The sequence below is a fragment of the Kribbella sp. NPDC048837 genome, assembly GCF_055586945.1.
Genome location: NZ_JBVJHF010000007.1, coordinates 169,999 through 186,692 on the forward strand (window position 1 = coordinate 169,999; position 16,694 = coordinate 186,692).

Genomic DNA, 16,694 nt, shown 5'->3' on the forward strand with positions numbered 1-16,694 from the left:
GTCGGTTTGGTCGATCTGGGAGGATCGGGGGAGGGGGCAGCTGGAAGGAACTCTTCACCACATGACCGAGCAGCACGGCGACGACTCGACCGAGGACAGGCCCGGTCCGTACCGCGGCGTCTTCGGGGCCGCCTCCGGCCCGGCCGCATCCGGCCCACCCTCTGGCCCGCGGTCGCCGGGCCCAGCGCCGTACGGCGATCGTCCGGGTGCGTACGGTGGTCTGTACGGCGCCGATGCCTACCCGGTGAACCCGCCGAAACAGGTCACCATCGCCGCGGTGATCGCGCTCGGCCTCGGTGCGATGTGCGTGCTGCTCGCCGGCCTCGCGCTGACCTCCGCCGGTGACCAGATCTCCGAGGTCCTCACCGGCTCCAAGGACAACCAGAACGTCGCGGTCGCCGCGGCCCTGTTCTGCGCGGTCATCTACACGCTCCCGGCGATCTTCCTCCGCAAGCGCCGGCCGTGGGCCCGCTACCTGCTGATCGGCGTCGCCGCGATGGGCATCGCCGGCGGGGTGGTCGCACTCCCCAGCAGCATCCTCGGCCTGGCGATCCACATCACCCTGCTGGTCCTGATGCTGCAGCAACCCACCAAGCTCTGGTTCCACCACCGCTGACCGAAGGGCCGCCCCGTGGAGATCTGGATCAATCCCGCCTGCTCGAAATGCAGAGCCGCGACGAAGGCCCTCGACGAGGCCGGCGTCGACTACACCGTCCGCCGCTACCTCGACGACCCGCCCACCGCCGAAGAACTCTCCGCCGTCCTCACCCGCCTCAACCTCGACCCCTGGCACCTGGTCCGCCACAACGAACCCGAAGCCAGAGCCCTCCGCGACCTCCCCCGCGACGAGTCCCACCGCGCCGACTGGATCAACGCGATGATCACCCACCCGATCCTCATCCAACGCCCCATCCTCACCGCCGACGACGAAACCACCGCCGTAGCCCGAGACCCGGAGACCCTCGCCCGCTTCCTCTCCTAGAGCTTCTGGAGGCGGGTCAAGGCTTCCTGGAGGATTGTGGGTTGTTTGCAGAAGGCCCAGCGGACCAGGGGGCGGCCGAAGGACTGGTTGTCGTAGAAGACCTGGTGGGGGATGGCGACGACGCCGGTGCGTTCGGGGAGCTGGCGGCAGAAGGTGATGCCGTCGGTGTGGCCGAGGGGGCGGATGTCGGTGGTGACGAAGTAGGTGCCCTGCGGGCGGTGGACCTCGAAGCCGAGATCGGCCAGGCCGTCGCAGAGGAGGTCGCGGCGGGACTGCAGGTCGGCGCGCAGGGCGTCGAAGTAGTCATTGCCTAGGGCAAGCGCCTTGGCGACGGCGGGCTGGAAGGGCGCGCCGGAGGTGAAGGTGAGGAACTGCTTGGCGGTCGTCACCGCTGTCACCACGTCCGGCGATCCGGTGACCCAGCCGATCTTCCAGCCGGTGACCGCGAACGTCTTGCCCGCGCTGCTGATCGACACGGTCCGCTCGGCCATTCCGTCGTACGACGCCAGCGGCCGGTGCTCGAGGCCGTCGTACACGAGGTGCTCGTAGACCTCGTCGGTGATGACGACCAGGTCGTGCTCGACGGCCAGCGAACTGATCCCGCGGAGCTCGTCGTCGGTGAGCACGCTCCCGGTCGGGTTGTGCGGGGAGTTGATCAGCAGGACCTTCGTGCGCGGGGTGGTCGCGGCCCGGAGCTCGTCGAGGTCGAGCCGGTACGACGGTGCGCGCAAGGTGACCGGGACCCGGCGGCCGCCGGCGAAGGCGATGCCGGCTGCGTAGGAGTCGTAGTACGGCTCGAGGGCGATCACCTCGTCGCCGGGCTCGACGAACGCGAGCAGCGCGGCGGCGATCGCCTCGGTGGCGCCGGTGGTGACCAGGACCTGCGTGTCGGGGTCGTACGAGAGGTCGTAGAACCGCTTCTGGTGATCGACGATCGCCTGCCGCAGCGCGGGGACGCCGCGGGCCGGCGGGTACTGGTTCGCGCCGGCGCGGATCGCGGCGATCGCGTCCTCGAGCAGCGAGTCCGGTCCGTCGGTGTCGGGGAACCCCTGGCCGAGGTTGACCGAGCCGGTCGCCACCGCGAGGGCGGACATCTCGGCGAAGATCGTCGTACCGAGGCCGGTCAACCGCTCAGCGTGTGCGCGCATGCCCCCGACCTTAGCCTTCGATCGACGTCACCATGTGGGTCAGCCAGGCTCGTGCGGTGGTGCGGTCGGTGGCGGTGAAGGACGCCTCGAGCTCTTCCTCGACCTTGCGGATCGCGGGGGTCGCCTCGTCCAGCCGCCGCGCGCCGGCGGTGGTCAGGTGGACCTGCTGGGTCCGCCGGTCCTTCGGGTTCGGCCGGCGTTCGACCAGGCCCGCCCGCTCCATCCCGGTGATCAGCTCGTTCGCCGACTGCCGGGTGGTGCCGACCACCCGGCCGACCTCGGCGACGGTCAGGCCCGGATCCTTCCGCACGCAGAGCAGCGTCCCGTACTGCTGCACCGACAGCCCGTGCTCGGCGAGCGCCTCCGCGAGGGCCGAGCGCATGCTCAGCCAGGCGTGCCGGACGAGAAACGTCAGGCAGCCGTCGTCCTGGTAGGAGTCCATGCTCTCCATTCTGCCGGGCCCGTGCGGGCGGGATCGCGACAAGGCGATTGACAGGTTCCTGTCAATCTAGGACGATGTGATGCATCGTCAGGGTCCTGACAATCATAGGAGACTTCGTGTCCACGATCGACCCCTCGCGGCAACGCCGCATCCTCGCGATCCTGGTCGTCTCGGCCGTCCTGATCTGGATCGACTCGACCGTCCTCGGTATTGCCCTCGAACGCCTCGCCGACCCGGTGCACGGGCTCGGCGCCACGCCCGGCCAGTTGCAGTGGGCCGTCGGCATCTATTCGCTGCTGTTCGCTACCGCACTGTTCCTGGCCGGTGCCCTCGGTGACCGCTACGGCCACCGGACCGTCCTCATGCTCGGCCTGCTGATCTTCGGCGGCGCGTCGGCGTGGGCCGCCTGGGCCACCGGACCGGTCGCCCTCATCCTGGCCCGCGCGGCGATGGGCCTCGGCGGCGCGCTGATCATGCCGCCGTCGATGGCGATCATCGGCTGGACCTTCCCACCGGAGCGCCGGGCCGGCGCGATCGCGATCTGGGGCTCGTCGGCCGGCGTCGGTGTTGCCGTCGGTCCGGTGCTCGGCGGCCTGCTGATCGACCACTTCTGGTGGGGCTCGGTGTTCACCATCAACCTGCCGATCGTCGCGTTCGGTCTCATCGGCGCGGCGCTCGTTCTGCCGAACCCCCGGAGCCCGCAGCGTCGCCGGCTCGACCCGCTCGGCCTCGGCCTGTCCACCTTCGGCCTGCTCGGCCTCTCGTACGGATTGATCGAAGGCGGCCATCAGGGCGGCTGGGACCGGTGGCAGGTCTGGGCGAGCATCGTCGGCGGCCTCGTCCTGCTCGCCGGATTCATCTTCTCCGAATGGCGCGAACGGCAGCCGAGTTTCGATCCGCGCCTGTTCCGCAACCGCCGCTTCGCGGCCGGCAACTTCGCCCTTGCGGTCGTCTTCCTCAACCTGACCGGCCAGAGCTTCTACCTCGCCTTCTACCTGCAGGGTGCGCGCGGGATGAGCGCGCTCTCGGCCGGCCTGATGTCGTTGCCGGCAGCAACCGGTGTGATCATCGGCTCGCAGTTGGGCGCCCGGCTGGCGGCCCGCTTCGGGGTAGCCCGGGTCTCCGGTACGGCGGTCTTCACGCTCGCAGTGTGTGCCGCCCTGAACCTGCTGTACGACGTCGACACCCCGCTGGTGTGGATCGGTGTGGTCGGCGCGGTCACCGGTCTGTGCATCGGCATGACCACTGCCCCCACCACGGCGGCCGTGATGGCGACTCTCCCGCTCGATCGGATGGGTGCCGGATCCGCGGTCAACAACGTCCTCCGCCAGGTCGGCAGCGTTCTCGGCGTCGCGATCCTCGGCACGATCGTCTCGTCGACGTACCAGCACCGGATCGCGCCGACCCTGGCCGGTCTGCCGGCCGGTGTCCGGGACGCGGCCGGGTCGTCGGCCGAGGCGACCCGGCACACGGCGGGCACGCTCGGCCGCCCGGAGCTGGTGAAGGCCGCGAACGACGCCTTCATCCACGCCATGCACACCGCGGCGCTGGTGGGCGGGGCCATCGTCCTGGTCGGCGCGATCGTCCTGGTGCTGGCCTTCCGGGACAGCCGCCGGCCCGCGGCGGTTCCGGTCGAGGAGCCCGCCGCGGTCGAGGTCTAGCTCAGTTCCACGGTGACGGCGGCGGCGGAGGTACGACGGCGGGGCGGTCCTCGCACCACGTCGCGCCGGTCCAGCCGCCGTCGTTCCCGGCCAGCAGTCGTACGTCGAACTCCGGCGGCCCGTTGAAGTGGAACGTGCCGCAGTTGTTCACGAACGGAGCGCCGACGTTGCGGGCGTCGACGTTCTCGAAGGTGGCCCAGCCGCCGACCCGGGCGTTGACCACGTTGGTCCCGGTGCCGTCGGCCTTGATGTTGCGTACGGCAACGTTCGTGATCGCGTAGTCGTCCTTGACCGGCCAGTCCACGACGAACATCATCGCGTTGTACGTCGAGTCGAGGAACGAGCTGTCGGTGATCTCGATCGTCCCGGCCATCGTGGACTGCAAGGCGTACAGCCAGATCGCGCCGAGCCCGATGTCCCAGTTGAGATCCCGCGGACCGCCGCGGACCGTGGTGTTGCGGGCGAACGTCAGCGTCCCCTCGAACGGCGTCGCGGTGAACCGCGATCCGGCGTGCAGCGTGCTGCCCTCGCGGATCGGGTCGGCGACCAGGTTGTCGGTGACGGCGTTGTCGCGGCCGCCGTAGATCGCGATGTTGTTCGCGAGGACGGGCGTCTGGACGGTGTTGTGGTCATAGACGTTGTCGTGGTTGACCAGCCCGGAAGGGTTCGACTCCGACCACATCGCGAGCCCGTCGTCGCCGCTGTTGCGGACGAAGTTGTTGGTCGCCCGGACGTTCGAGACACCGAGGTGCAGGTTCATCCCGTCCGCGATCGCGTCGGTGATCACGGTGTCGCGGATCAGCAGGCCGTCCATCGGGCCGTCGAGCCAGATGCCGACCTTGGTGTGGTGCAGGTACAGGTTCTCGATCGTCGAGCCGCCGCCGATCGCGCCGCCGATCCCGTTCACCTGGTCGGTGTCGATGCGTTCGCGGACGTCGCTCTCGATCGCGAAGTCGGCCAGATGGACCCGGGTGCTCCCGCCGTCGGCGGCGTACCTGCCGTAGAAACCGGGGGCGCTGTGGACGGACTTGTCCGGCGCCGGTTCGGGCAGCGGCAGGACCCTGCCCTTGATGATCGTCCACCAGTTGCCGGCGCCGCGGATCGTCACCTTGTCGACCACGATGTGCCGGTTGACCTGGAAGGTGCCGGCCGGGATGTACACCGACCAGCCGAGCTTCTTCGCCGCGGCGATGGTGCGCTCGATCGCGGGCGCCGCGTCGCGCCGGCCGGTCGGGTCGGCGCCGAACAACCGGACGTCGAGCGACCGGGCGGGCTGCCGGATCGGTGCGCCGACGAGCTCGAAGTCGGCGACGTCCAGGACGGTCCAGGCCGCCGGCGAGGTGCGTGGTACGGCGAACCGGACGCGATCGCCGGCCTTGTACAAGCGGTCGAGCAGCACGCGCTGCTCGTCGTAGAAGTGGTTCGGGCGGAACGGCTTGGCGACCGGGTCCGGCTCGGGCTTCCACCAGCCCGGGATCGGGTCGACGTTCGGGTCGTTGGAGAACGGATACATCCCGTAGAGCCAGGCGTACTGCGACGTCAGAGTCATCGTCCGCTTGTGCTTCCCGTTCACCGTCACGTCCAGCGGCGCCGTGATCCCACCACCGCCGGGTGCGTCGGGGATGCTGTAGCGAAGGGTCAGGGCGTTGGTGGGCCGGGTCAGCGTGAATTCGACGTACTGCTTGGACTGCAGACGTACGGCGGTCCGACCGGAAGCCTCGGCGGGGAGCGTGTACGCCTCCCGGCCCGGGCCGATCTTCTCGCCGGTGAAGAAGGCGTTCTCGGCCTCCTGCTCGACGAACGGGACGTCGGCTCCGCGGCCGGCGACGAGCGCGGGATCGAGACCGGCGCGGGTGATCCGCGGGGCCGGGTGGGCTGCGGCGGGACTGGTGAGGAGCGCGCCGAGCAGGGCGGTCGTCAGGGCGACCGCGGTCAGGCGCAGGTGTGATCGGGACATTGGCGGATCCCCTCCGGACGAACGTGTCTGGAGGTTATGCACCTAACCAACTCCCCGCAAGATCTCGACAGGAAGAAGAAAAATTCTGTCAGCGATGGTCACTCGGTGAGTGGCTCGACCTGGGGTTCGGGGCGGAGGGCCCGGAGCCAGAGCTCGGTCTGGGCGATGTGGGCCGAGGCCGCGGTGGCGGCGGCCGCGGGGTCGCGGGTCGCGATGGCGGCGAGGATCGCGCGGTGCCCGCGGTCGCTGGTCCGTTTGATCGCGTCGAAGTCCGCTCCTGGTTCGAAGATGCGGTAGTGACCGCCCCGGCCACGGATCACGCCGGTCAGCGCGGTGACGGTCGGGTTGCCGCCCGCCGTACAGATCGCGCCGTGGAACTCGGCGTCGAGGTGCTGGATCTCGGTCGCGTCGGTGGTCGCCTCGAGGCGGTCGAGGATGTCGCTCAGTCGAACCGCCAGCTCCGGGTCCTGACGGGCCGCGGCCGCGGCGGTGGCGTGCGACTCGAGGACCCGGCGGACCTCGAGCAGCTCGAGAACTCCTTCGAGCGGGATCAGCTCGACCGACAGCGAGAACCGGCTGATGATCTCGGCGGGGTCCAGCGCGGAGACGTACGTACCCGAGCCGTGCCGCGACTCGATCACGCCGAGCGCGGCCAGCGACCGGGCGGCCTCACGCAACGAACTGCGGGACACACCGAGGTGGTCGCACAGCTCGGGCTCCGGCGGGAACTTGGCCCCCGGGCCGAGCTCGCCGGACGCGATCATCTGGCGCAGACCGGCCAGTGCCTTGTCCGTAGCTGCCATTCGCCACCCTCCTCGATATCCCCCGTGCAGGGTAAGTCCTCAGACCATTCGCCGTCACATTCTGAAGGTGCTCGCCTGGTGATGGTCAGCGGGGAGGTGATTCATCAGACGTCAGCTGGTCAGTTCGCGGGCGATGACCAGGCCGAGCTGGAACCGGGTGGTGACCCCGCGGTCCGCCATCACGTGGGCGATCCACCGGCGCGTCGTCCGCAGGCTGATGCCGAGCTGGCGGGCGATCGCCTCGTCCTTCAGTCCCGCCGACAATAGCTGCAGCACCTGCTGCTCGGACCGCGCCGGTGCCCGGCCGTCGTGCAGGTGCTGGTCGAACGGGATGCCGCGCTCCCACACGCTCTCGAAGTACGTGATCATCAGCGAGAGCATCGAGCTCGGGTGCACCAGCACCCCGCTCTCGGCGGGACCGTCGATGCTCAACGGCAGCAGCGCGAGCCGGCGGTCCACGATGGCCAGCTTGGTGGGCACGAGCGGCGACAGCCGGGCTTGCTCACCGGCGTCGCGGAACGCCGTCATCGCGGCCAGCTGTCCCGGCTCGGTCAGCGACTCGGTGGAGTAGATCGCCCGCCACCGCACCCCGCGGGCGAGGGCGTCCATCTCGTCCGGGTTGTCCTGCGTCCCGACGTACGGCGGCTTGTCGAGCATCAGCACCTCCTGCTCGGCGCTGCGCATCAGCTGGACGGCGCGTTGGTTGACGGCGTCGCGGCCGCCGATCAGCTCGACGACCTGCGAGGTGTGCTCGTAGCGGGTCCCGCGGTGGAAGTCGGCGAGCAAGCTCTCGGCCGTCAGCCTGGCCCGCTCGAGCTCGTCATGGTGCTGGGCGATCAGAGCGCCGACTGCGACGTCCGGTGGAGCGGGCAGGTAGCGGGCCGGGCTGCCGGGTCGCCGGCTGATCAGTCCGCAGCGCTCGAGCCGCCGCACGGCGAGCCTGGCCCGGGCCGTCCCGATGTCGGTGCCGGCGGTCAGCTCGGCCAGCGTCGAACCCGGTGCCTTGAGCAACAGCCGGTAGAGCTCCTCGTCGAGGGTGGAGACACCGACGACCGAGAGCTTGCCTTCGTCATCTCTCTCCCGGGCGGACATTTCGCGAGCGTACTGCGCGGAACCGGCTCGGGCGCAGCCGATTTCGGTCAATGGCCGGTGAAGGACATTGACTGTTTCGTGCCTCCCGATTCGCTGGCTGCCGACCGGTCGCCGTGCGCAGACTTTCATCCGCCACTGATCGATTTCGCCCTGCTATCGGGAGTGACCCCATGGTTTCTGCATCGCACCGTGCTGCGCGAGGGGCGGTGGCCTTGGCGATGCCACTCGCCGTCGTCCTCGCCGCAGCGCGTCCAGCCCTCGCCACCCCACCGACCCCGGCGGCACCGGCCACGACCCGGGTGATCGTCCAGCTCGCAGGTGCCCCGACGGCCTCCGCCCAGGTCCGGCCCGCCTACACCACTTTCCGGCAGAACCTCGCCGCGGCGGGAATCCACGCCACCGTCACCCGCGAGTTCGGCCAACTGTTCAACGGCATGGCGGTCACCACCGACGCGGCCGGCGCTGCTCGGCTCCGCAGCCTGCCCGGCGTGATCGGGGTGACCCCGGACCGCCAGTTGCACTCCAGCGGCGACTCCGCCCTGACGCAGATCAACGCACCCGAGGTCTGGCGGACCAAAGACAGCAAGGGTGCGGCGGTCACCGGAGCCGGCGAGACGATCGCGATCCTGGACACCGGGATCGACTACAACCATCCGGATCTCGGCGGCGGGTTCGGGCGCGGCCACAAGGTCGTCGGCGGGTACGACTTCGTCAACGGCGACGACGACCCGATGGACGACAACGGTCACGGCACCCACGTCGCCGGCATCATCGCCGGCAGCAGCACCAGTCCGGACGGCCGGACCGGGGTCGCCCCGGCCGCGCGGCTGACCGCCTACAAGGTGCTGGGTGACGACGGGCAGGGCTCGGAGTCGGCGATCATCGCCGGGCTCGAGGCCGCGGTCGCTCCGGACAACCCGGACCGCGCGGATGTCGTGAACATGAGCCTGGGCGGTGACCCGAGCCAGGACGACCCGCTCGAAGCGGCGGCCGAGGCCGCGGTCCGCGGCGGCGTCGTCGTGGTCGCCGCCGCCGGGAACAACGGCCCGGGGGCGGGCACGGTCGGCTCCCCGGCCGAGGCGCCCGATGTCCTCGCGGTCGGTGCGAGCATCACCGGCGTCGACGTGCCGACGGTGACCGTCACCGCGCCGGTCCGCCGGACGCTGGACGCCCAGCGGGCGTTCCTGTCGGCCAATCCGCCGGCCCACGGCGAGGACCTCGAGGTCGTCGACGCGAAGAACGGTGATCCGGGTGACTACGACCGGATCGACGCGAGCGGCAAGGCCGTCCTGGTCGCGAACAACGACGAGCAGTTCGGCCAGATCATGGCGACGGCCGCCGCGCACGGTGCGAAGGCGTTGCTGTTGCGGACCCCGAACTACTACCAGGGCGGCGGCGGTGGTCACCTGCTGGTGCCCGCCTTCGCCACCGGTACGACGCAGGACCCCGGGAAGAGCCCCATGGTCGCGGTCGTGATCAACGGGACCGAAGGATCGGACCTGCTCCAGTGGATCTCCCAGGGCACGGTGCGGATCCACATCGGCGGTACGGACGCGACCGACCAGCTCGCGTCGTTCAGTGCCCAGGGCCCGGTGCCCGGGACCTTCGCGATCAAGCCGGACCTGGTCGCACCGGGTGTCGAGATCCGTTCCACCTGGCCCGGCGGTCAGTACGCCGACGACAGCGGCACCAGCATGGCCGCACCGCATGTCGCCGGCGCCGCCGCCCTGCTCGAGCAGGCCCACCCGGACTGGAGCGTCGGCCAGATCATGGCGGCGCTGACCGGTGGTGCCCACGTGCTGCCCGGGTACGACGCCGTCGCCCAGGGCTCCGGCCGTCTCGATGTCGCCGCCTCCGACCGGCTGGCGGTGCTGCCGGACCGGCACTCGATGAACCTGGGTGTCGCGGACCTCGGAAGTCACACACTGAACGGGACGACCACCGTCACGTTGACCAACGTCTCGTCGACCACGAGGACCGTTCGCCTCGACGCGACGCCGGCCGCCGGCACCTCCGCCAAGGTCGACGTGTTCCCCCGCAGTGCAAGCCTCGGCGCGGGCAAGAAGGTGACCGTCCGCGTGACGGTGACCGGCCCCCGTCCGGCCGCAAACGCGGACCTGAGCGGTTGGCTGCGGGCCAAGGTCGACGGGTCCTCGGATCTCACCGTCCCGTGGTCGCTCGCCGTCCGGCCGCTCGTCCTGCACGCCAACCCGGATCCGGCCATCGCGGGCTCCACGATCTTCATCCACTCCGAGGCCGGTCTGGCCGCGCCTCCGCAGGTATCGGTGACCCGCCCGGGATCGCACCACCCGGTGACCGGTACGGCGACTGTCGACCACCCGGGCTGGTGGAAGTACACCGTGCCCACCGGACCGGCCGGCGCGTACTCGGTGTCGGCGGTCGCCCGGACGTCTTCGGGTGCCCGGCTCGACGGGCAGGCGACGTACGAGCAGCTCGCGCCGTCGCACGGTTCCGGGGCGGACGGCTGGCAGGCGATCGGTCCGACGAGTGAAGGCGCGACGACGATCACCTACGACTCGAAGCCGGGCCGGATGTACGCGCTGCCGGACCGCTCGCCGCGACCCGGCATCTTCCGGACCGACGACAACGGGGCCACCTGGAAGGAACTGCGGAACCTGCCGGTCGGCGGCGGCACGAACATGGGCCTCGCGGCCGACCCGACCCAGCCGGACACCGTGTACCTCGCGCTCGAGGGGCAGCCGGACCCGACGTACCAGGGCAAGCTCCTGGTCAGCCACGACGCGGGCGAGACCTGGACGACGCTGCCGTTCCCGGACGTCAGCCCGCGGGACCTGTCGATCGATCCGACCGGGCGGGTTCTCGTCGTACCGGGGTTCGACCACGCCATCCACGTGAGCACCGACCGGGGCCAGACGTGGAACAGCTATCCGGTCCCGGGCGACGATCTGCAGCAGGTCCGGCTGATCGGCCACGACCTGTACTTCGGTGACGCGCGCGTCCTCTACGTGATCCGGAACATCGACAGTACGCCGGAGCCGCTGCGGAAGCTGTTCACCTCGGAGATCAGCGACCAGTTCGTGGAGGAGGTCGCCGGCGACGGCAGCCAGTTGGTGCTCAGCACACCGCGCGAGCTGTTCGTCTCTCGTGACCAGGGCGCCAGCTGGCAACCCGCGAAGGAGGCGCCGGTGGGCGAGACCTTCAGGGCGCTGGATCTGGTGAACGGCGACCTGTACGCCTCGACGGAGTCGGAGATCTTCGTCGATCGTGCCGGCGCCGGCGAGTGGTCGACGATCCCGGCGCCGGTGGACGGCGACGTCTTCCGCATCTCGTCGCCAGGGGCCGGCCGGTTGGTGGTCACGGCCGCGAGCAGCGGCGTGTTCGTCACCGGCGACGACGGCGCGACGTACCAGCGCGTTGGTCTCACGGCGGCTGACGTGCACGCGCTCACGGTCGGACGGGACCTGTCGGACCAGGCGACGCTGGTGGCCGGTACGACGTACTCCACCTTCGAGACCGCGTTGCCGGTCCAGCGCACGCCGGGTCCGGCGGATCGCGACTGGGGAGACAACGGCGCCGACGGACTGCTCGGCAACTGGGTCACTGCGGTGACCACCGATCCGGCCGACCCGCATCGGATGTTCCGGGCCGTCGCGAACGCTCAGGGCCGTCCGTCGCTCGACGAGTCGACCGACGGTGGCGTGAGCTGGCAGACCAAGCTGAGCGTGCTGGCCGACGCGTACGTGTACCAGCTCGTCGTCGACCCGGCGAACCGCGACTACGTCTACGCCGCGATCGTCGACGTCCTCGGGCCGGGCGTGGTCGTCAGCCGCGACGGCGGGAAGACCTGGCGGAAGAACAACCTGTCCGTCGACGTCACCACGATCGCCGCGGACCCGCACAACCCCGAGCAGATCCTGCTGGGCGGATCGCAGGGCCTGTACCGATCGGACGACGGCGGCCGGACGGTACGCCGGGTGTCCACCACGCCGGTGTCGGTGATCGCGCGTGACCCGAAGAACCCGGATCACCTGGTCATGGGCGGGAACGGGCTGTTCGACAGCCGCGACGGTGGGCGGACCGTGAAGGCTGCCGCGACCTCAGGGTTCCGGTTGCACATCACCGCGCTGACGTTCGCCTCGGACGGCCGGCTCTACGCCGCGGCGGGCGCCGACAGCGACTCGGCCGGCCTGCCGGTCGGCGGCCGGGGCGTGCTGACCAGCCGGGACGGCGGGCGGAGCTGGCAGAACATCTCCGACGGCCTGCCGAACCTCGACGTCGAGAGTGTCACCACATCTCCCGACGGACGCTGGCTGTACGCCGGAACTGCGGGCGGGGGCGTGTATCGCCTGCCGACCACCTGATTGTCCGGCCGGTCCCGGGAGACTGCCGGGACCGGCCGGGCCGTTATCGCCGGGCGGCCACGAGGTCGAGGAAGGCCGGCAGGTCGCTGACCCGCCACTGTCTGGCCGCAACCTGCTGGTACGGCGTCCCATCCGCGCCCGTCACCAGCACGGTCGTCATCCCGCGCTGCCGCGGGAGCGTGAGGTTGACCTCGAGGTCGTCGAACATCACCGCGCGGGTGGGCTCGACACCGAAGAGGTTCAGGAAGGCGTCCAAGCTCTCCGCGTACGGCTTCGGGATCAGTTCGCCGGCGAGGATGTCGAAGATCCCGTCGAAGCAGGCGCTCAGGCCCAGTTGCCGGAGCGCCTGCTCGGCGTGGTACGCCGACCCGTTCGTGTAGACGTACCGGCGGCCGGGAAGTGCCTCGAGCGCGGTGGCGAGTGCCGGGTCCGGGCCGATCACCGAGTAGTCGATCCGGCGCTCGAAGCTGAGGAAGTCGTGCGGGTCGATCGTGCCGGTGACCATCGCACCCCGCAGCGACGTGCCGTACTCGGCGACCAGTTCGGCCTGGATCCGGCGGGCGCCGACGTCGTCGGTCCCGTAGTACTCGGCGATCGTCGAGAGGATGCCGTGGGTGAGCTGGGCGGCCAGAGCGGAGCCGGCGGGATACAGCGTGTTGTCCAGGTCGAGCACCCACGTTTCGATGTCCCTCAGCACCAGACCAGAGTAGTGACAGACTGGGTGCGGTACCGACGGGAGGACTGACACGTGGCGACTGCGCTCATCACCGGGCCGGCGACCGGGATCGGCCGGGCGTTCGCGAACAAGCTGGCGCTCGAGGGGTACGACCTGGTGCTGGTGTCGCGGGACGAGGCGCGGCTGAAGGAGGTCGCGTCCGACCTGACCCGCCTGCACGGTGTCGCCTGTGAGGTGCTCGCCGCGGACCTGACCGACGCGGACGATCTGGCCCGGGTGGAGGAACGGTTCCGGACCGGTCCGATCGAGGTGCTGGTGAACAACGCCGCCTTCGGGCAGAAGAAGCCGTTCTGGGCCAACTCGATCGAGGCCGAGGAGAAGCAGCTCGACCTGCTGGTCCGCGTCGTCCTGCGGCTCACGCACGCCGCCGTCCTCCCGATGATCGAGCGCGGCTCGGGCGCGGTGATCAACGTGTCGTCGGTCGCCGGGTTCATGCAGCGCAACGTCTACAGCGCGCACAAGGCGTGGGTGACAAACTTCTCCGCCGGGCTGGCGATCGAGCTGCACTCCAAGGGCGTCGCGGTGATGGCGCTGTGCCCGGGCTTCGTGCACACCGAGTTTCACGAGCGGATGGGGATGGACAAGACGATCATCCCGTCGTTCCTGTGGCTGGACGCGACCGACCTGGTCGACGCCGCCTGGAAGGACCTGATGCGCGGCAAGGCGGTCTCGATCCCGACCCGCCGCTACAAACTCATCGTCGCGGCCGCCCGCTACACCCCCCGCGCCCTGATCGCCCGCATCTCCACTGTCGGCCTCGACGGCCGCCGCCGCACCTGACTCCAACCAAATCGTCCCCGGCCGCGTCCAAGCAGGCACACATCGAGGGGGAGAGGTTGGTGCCATGTACGGACGGGGAGTGCGGCGCCTCACCGCGGCGGCGGGGATGGTCGTTCTGGGGTTGAGTTTGGTGGCCTGCGGCAACCAAGCGGACGGTGGGACGCCGTCGGCGGGGTCGAGTACGTCGAGCACGCCGAAGGCCACGCCGACGGTGGAGGCGACGGAGTCGGGGCCGGAGCGGTCGGTTCCGCAGTTGCCGAAGTCGCCGACGCCGGTGCCCGCCGCTGCGCGGCTGAGCACCGCGATGCTGCTGACCGGACCGGATGTCGGGAAGGCGGACCCCCAGCGGGGCTGGATCGTGACGAGCGCCGACAGCCAGCCGATCTGTGGGCCGGCGTCGACCCGGGGGAACGCGGTCAAGGGCAGTCTGACGCGGCACTTCAGCACCGAGCTGGACGCGTCCGGCGGCCAGTTCCTGACCCGGTATGCCAGCCCGGCGGCGGCCAAGGCGGCGTACGAGCGCATCGTGGCGACGATCAAGTCCTGCAAGGCACTCGATCCCGCGCCCACCCACGCCCGCAAGCTCACCGAGAATCGCACGCTCCCACTGGGCGACGCGACCACCATCCTGCGCTGGTACGACTACCCGCTCCCCACCGACCCGGGCAGCGAGCCCGGCGGCTTCCCCTACGCGATCACCCGCGAAGGCAGCGTGATCTCGGTCCTGGCGTTCCGCGAAATGGGCGATGGCGTAGCCCCCGCCAACTTCGAGAAACTGACACGCACCGCAGCCGCTCGCTTGCACTAGCGAGTCGGGCGCTGACAGCGGCCACGAACGGCACCACGACCTTGACCTACCGTGCCACGGCGACCCGGGTGGGACGGCTTCGCGACATCGTCGTGACCATCCCGCCCGGCTCCGCCGGACGGATCACCTCGGTCAACGGCACGGTTCGGACGATCTCGCCGGGAGTACTGCGGTGGCTGCCGAGCACGGCCGTCACAGTTGCCGTGGGCACCCGCTTCTCGGTGCCCTTGTACGGCGTCCAACTGCCCACCGGCGGCCCGTGGGCGCTGAGTTTCAAGGCGACGAGCACGACAGGACAGGTCCTGTCCACCGGCACCGGAACCCTGATCCGCCCGGTGGACGTCCGCATCACCGCGAGCGTGGATACGCCACCTGGAGACCGCGCGCTCCACTCAGCCTGCGTGCCGGAGTGCGACTGTCGATCCCGATCTACGGACTGTTGCTGTCCAGGTACGGCGGCATCCTGAGGCTCACGATGTCGGCCTCGACGTCGACCGGCAGCGTGCTGTTGTCGGGTCGGGGAACCCTGGCGCTGATCGCACCACCCGCGCCGATGCCCGCGCTGGCGGGGACGGGTGCCTGGGTCATCCCGACCACGATGAACGGACCGTTGGCGGCGTACCTCACCAGGGTGTCGGCGGCCTGCGGTGACACGGTCGATCTCAAGGTCACGTCCGGGAGACCGGTCAGCGTCGTCGCGTACCGGATGGGCTACTACCAGGGGCTCGGCGGGCGTGAGGTCTGGCGGCAGAACGGCGTACCGACCGTTGTGCAGCCTGCCCCGACGATCGGTGGTACGGCCAACGGCCACGCTCTCAGGATGGCCTCCGCGGCCGGCTGGTCGAAGACGTTGAGCATCCCGGTGACCAGCGCCTGGGTGCCCGGCACCTATCTGGTCAAGGTCAGCGACGGCCGGTACGCGTCGTACGCGCCACTGACCGTCCGGGACGACACCGGGAAGAAGCACGCTGTGCTCATCCAGCAGGCGACCACGACCTGGCAGGCCTACAACTGGTACGGCGGAAGGAGCTTCTACAGCAGCGCGACGACCGGCTCGGGCCGGCTGACCTTCGACCGCCCGTACGCGGAGGGCCAGGGCTCCGGTCAGTTCCTCCCACTGGAGCAGGGGCTGGTGCTGTGGGCGGAGTCGCTGGGGCTGGACGTCACCTACTGGACCGACAACGACCTGGACTCGCTCGGCGGTCAGTTGCCGGCCCGAGCCGCCACGATGTTCCTGCCCGGGCACGACGAGTACTACTCGTTGCGAATGCGGGCAGCGCTCAGCCAGGCGATCGCGCGGGGCGTCAACGTGGCCAACTTCGGCGCCAACACGGCGTACCGGCGGATCGTCTTCACGGACAGCAGCCGGCGGACCTGGGACATCGACCGGTACACCAATGGCGTGGCCTCCACCCTCTGGCGCTACCTGGGCGACGGGTATGCGTCACAGCCGTTGCTGGGTGCGGAGTATTTCTGCTTCCTCCTGGGCAGCACCCTCAGGACCGGAAGCGGGTGGCTGTTCCGGGGAGTTCCGGCGGGCACCGCCATCCCGGGATTTCTCGCGGGGGAGATCGACTATGTCTGGCCCGGCTTGTACAAGAAGCCGGGGCTGGGCATCGTTGCCAGTGGCACCGGTACGTGCCTCAAGACCGGCCAGCCCTCGCCGATGCACGCCACCGCGTTCATCGCACCGTCAGGTGCCCGGGTGTTCAACGGGTCGACGTTCGCCTACAGCTGCTTCCTGATCCGCCGCTGCCCTTCGAACTGGGCGGTCCCGACACCGTCGGTGGCGTCCCGGCGGACTGTGACGACCATGGTCACCAACATCACCCAGTGGGTCAGCCGTGGTGCGGTTCTGGTCCCGGCGACCACCTCTGTGGCCGCACTGCGCGTGGCAGTCCCCCAGGAGAGGATCGCCATCGACGACGGCCACTGACCGTCG

General features: G+C 70.1%; 14 protein-coding genes. 7 read left to right on the forward strand and 7 right to left on the reverse strand.

The annotated features are described in order from the left end of the window. The first annotated feature begins 61 nt into the window (after window positions 1–61). On the forward strand, window positions 62–616 hold the full coding sequence (locus ACZ6O0_RS30475; RefSeq protein ID WP_465768452.1) for a hypothetical protein: 555 nt from the start codon (window positions 62–64) through the stop codon (window positions 614–616). A 15-nt stretch (window positions 617–631) separates the two neighbouring features. Next, entirely contained in the window at window positions 632–982 is a 351-nt protein-coding gene (locus ACZ6O0_RS30480; RefSeq protein WP_465768453.1) for an ArsC/Spx/MgsR family protein, read from the forward strand. On the opposite strand, the gene ACZ6O0_RS30485 is transcribed toward ACZ6O0_RS30480, so the two are convergent. Beyond that, complete coding sequence (locus tag ACZ6O0_RS30485) at window positions 979–2,130, reverse strand: pyridoxal phosphate-dependent aminotransferase (protein ID WP_465768454.1); 1,152 nt, start codon at window positions 2,128–2,130, stop codon at window positions 979–981. The genes ACZ6O0_RS30480 and ACZ6O0_RS30485 overlap by 4 nt on opposite strands. Before the next feature lie 10 nt (window positions 2,131–2,140). Further along, complete coding sequence (locus ACZ6O0_RS30490) at window positions 2,141–2,572, reverse strand: MarR family winged helix-turn-helix transcriptional regulator (protein ID WP_465768455.1); 432 nt, start codon at window positions 2,570–2,572, stop codon at window positions 2,141–2,143. Window positions 2,573–2,688: 116 nt separating this feature from the next. On the opposite strand from ACZ6O0_RS30490, the gene ACZ6O0_RS30495 reads away from it, so the two are divergent. Further along, window positions 2,689–4,233 carry a DHA2 family efflux MFS transporter permease subunit gene (locus ACZ6O0_RS30495; protein WP_465768456.1) on the forward strand — a complete coding sequence of 515 codons (1,545 nt, stop codon included), beginning with the start codon at window positions 2,689–2,691 and terminating at the stop codon, window positions 4,231–4,233. A gap of 1 nt (window position 4,234) precedes the next feature. On the opposite strand, the gene ACZ6O0_RS30500 is transcribed toward ACZ6O0_RS30495, so the two are convergent. The 3 genes from ACZ6O0_RS30500 to ACZ6O0_RS30510 all read right to left on the reverse strand — a co-directional run bounded on the left by ACZ6O0_RS30500 (window position 4,235) and on the right by ACZ6O0_RS30510 (window position 8,085). Further along, on the reverse strand, window positions 4,235–6,190 hold the full coding sequence (locus tag ACZ6O0_RS30500; protein WP_465768457.1) for a glycosyl hydrolase family 28-related protein: 1,956 nt from the start codon (window positions 6,188–6,190) through the stop codon (window positions 4,235–4,237). Between the two features lie 98 nt (window positions 6,191–6,288). Beyond that, the gene (locus ACZ6O0_RS30505; protein ID WP_465768458.1) at window positions 6,289–6,993 is read right to left on the reverse strand and encodes a FadR/GntR family transcriptional regulator; all 705 of its coding nucleotides are present in this window, start codon (window positions 6,991–6,993) and stop codon (window positions 6,289–6,291) included. Window positions 6,994–7,104: 111 nt separating this feature from the next. Then, window positions 7,105–8,085 (reverse strand): helix-turn-helix domain-containing protein, encoded by a 981-nt coding sequence (locus ACZ6O0_RS30510; protein ID WP_465768459.1) that lies wholly within the window; start codon window positions 8,083–8,085, stop codon window positions 7,105–7,107. Between the two features lie 170 nt (window positions 8,086–8,255). Here ACZ6O0_RS30510 and ACZ6O0_RS30515 point away from each other — a divergent pair, with 170 nt between their 5' ends. Further along, a complete protein-coding gene (locus ACZ6O0_RS30515) occupies window positions 8,256–12,428 on the forward strand; it encodes a S8 family serine peptidase (RefSeq protein ID WP_465768460.1) in 4,173 nt (1,390 codons plus the stop codon). 43 nt (window positions 12,429–12,471) lie between these two features. Here ACZ6O0_RS30515 and ACZ6O0_RS30520 read toward each other — a convergent pair whose 3' ends face one another. Next, complete coding sequence (locus tag ACZ6O0_RS30520; protein WP_465768461.1) at window positions 12,472–13,125, reverse strand: pyrimidine 5'-nucleotidase; 654 nt, start codon at window positions 13,123–13,125, stop codon at window positions 12,472–12,474. A gap of 51 nt (window positions 13,126–13,176) precedes the next feature. Between ACZ6O0_RS30520 and ACZ6O0_RS30525 the strand changes: the two genes are divergently transcribed. Together ACZ6O0_RS30525 and ACZ6O0_RS30530 are read left to right on the forward strand one after the other, a co-directional pair. Beyond that, window positions 13,177–13,944, forward strand: coding sequence for an SDR family NAD(P)-dependent oxidoreductase (locus tag ACZ6O0_RS30525; protein ID WP_465768462.1), 768 nt, complete (start codon window positions 13,177–13,179; stop codon window positions 13,942–13,944). A 64-nt stretch (window positions 13,945–14,008) separates the two neighbouring features. Continuing rightward, window positions 14,009–14,752: a hypothetical protein gene (locus ACZ6O0_RS30530; RefSeq protein ID WP_465768463.1), complete on the forward strand. Its 744-nt coding sequence runs from the start codon at window positions 14,009–14,011 to the stop codon at window positions 14,750–14,752. A gap of 46 nt (window positions 14,753–14,798) precedes the next feature. Here the strand turns inward: ACZ6O0_RS30530 and ACZ6O0_RS30535 are convergent, their stop codons facing one another. Beyond that, entirely contained in the window at window positions 14,799–15,101 is a 303-nt protein-coding gene (locus ACZ6O0_RS30535; protein WP_465768464.1) for a hypothetical protein, read from the reverse strand. A gap of 60 nt (window positions 15,102–15,161) precedes the next feature. Here ACZ6O0_RS30535 and ACZ6O0_RS30540 point away from each other — a divergent pair, with 60 nt between their 5' ends. Then, on the forward strand, window positions 15,162–16,688 hold the full coding sequence (locus ACZ6O0_RS30540; RefSeq protein ID WP_465768465.1) for a N,N-dimethylformamidase beta subunit family domain-containing protein: 1,527 nt from the start codon (window positions 15,162–15,164) through the stop codon (window positions 16,686–16,688). The last annotated feature ends 6 nt before the right edge of the window (window positions 16,689–16,694 follow it).

What these genes read in the sequence shown, in the direction of transcription:
- ACZ6O0_RS30475 (WP_465768452.1), top strand. Translation starts at nt 62, where the DNA reads ATGACCGAGCAGCACGGCGACGACTCGACCGAGGACAGGCCCGGTCCG.
- ACZ6O0_RS30535 (WP_465768464.1), bottom strand. Translation starts at nt 15,101, where the DNA reads ATGCGGACGTCCACCGGGCGGATCAGGGTTCCGGTGCCGGTGGACAGG.
- ACZ6O0_RS30490 (WP_465768455.1), bottom strand. Translation starts at nt 2,572, where the DNA reads ATGGACTCCTACCAGGACGACGGCTGCCTGACGTTTCTCGTCCGGCAC.
- ACZ6O0_RS30485 (WP_465768454.1), bottom strand. Translation starts at nt 2,130, where the DNA reads ATGCGCGCACACGCTGAGCGGTTGACCGGCCTCGGTACGACGATCTTC.
- ACZ6O0_RS30500 (WP_465768457.1), bottom strand. Translation starts at nt 6,190, where the DNA reads ATGTCCCGATCACACCTGCGCCTGACCGCGGTCGCCCTGACGACCGCC.
- ACZ6O0_RS30510 (WP_465768459.1), bottom strand. Translation starts at nt 8,085, where the DNA reads ATGTCCGCCCGGGAGAGAGATGACGAAGGCAAGCTCTCGGTCGTCGGT.
- ACZ6O0_RS30505 (WP_465768458.1), bottom strand. Translation starts at nt 6,993, where the DNA reads ATGGCAGCTACGGACAAGGCACTGGCCGGTCTGCGCCAGATGATCGCG.
- ACZ6O0_RS30530 (WP_465768463.1), top strand. Translation starts at nt 14,009, where the DNA reads ATGTACGGACGGGGAGTGCGGCGCCTCACCGCGGCGGCGGGGATGGTC.
- ACZ6O0_RS30515 (WP_465768460.1), top strand. Translation starts at nt 8,256, where the DNA reads ATGGTTTCTGCATCGCACCGTGCTGCGCGAGGGGCGGTGGCCTTGGCG.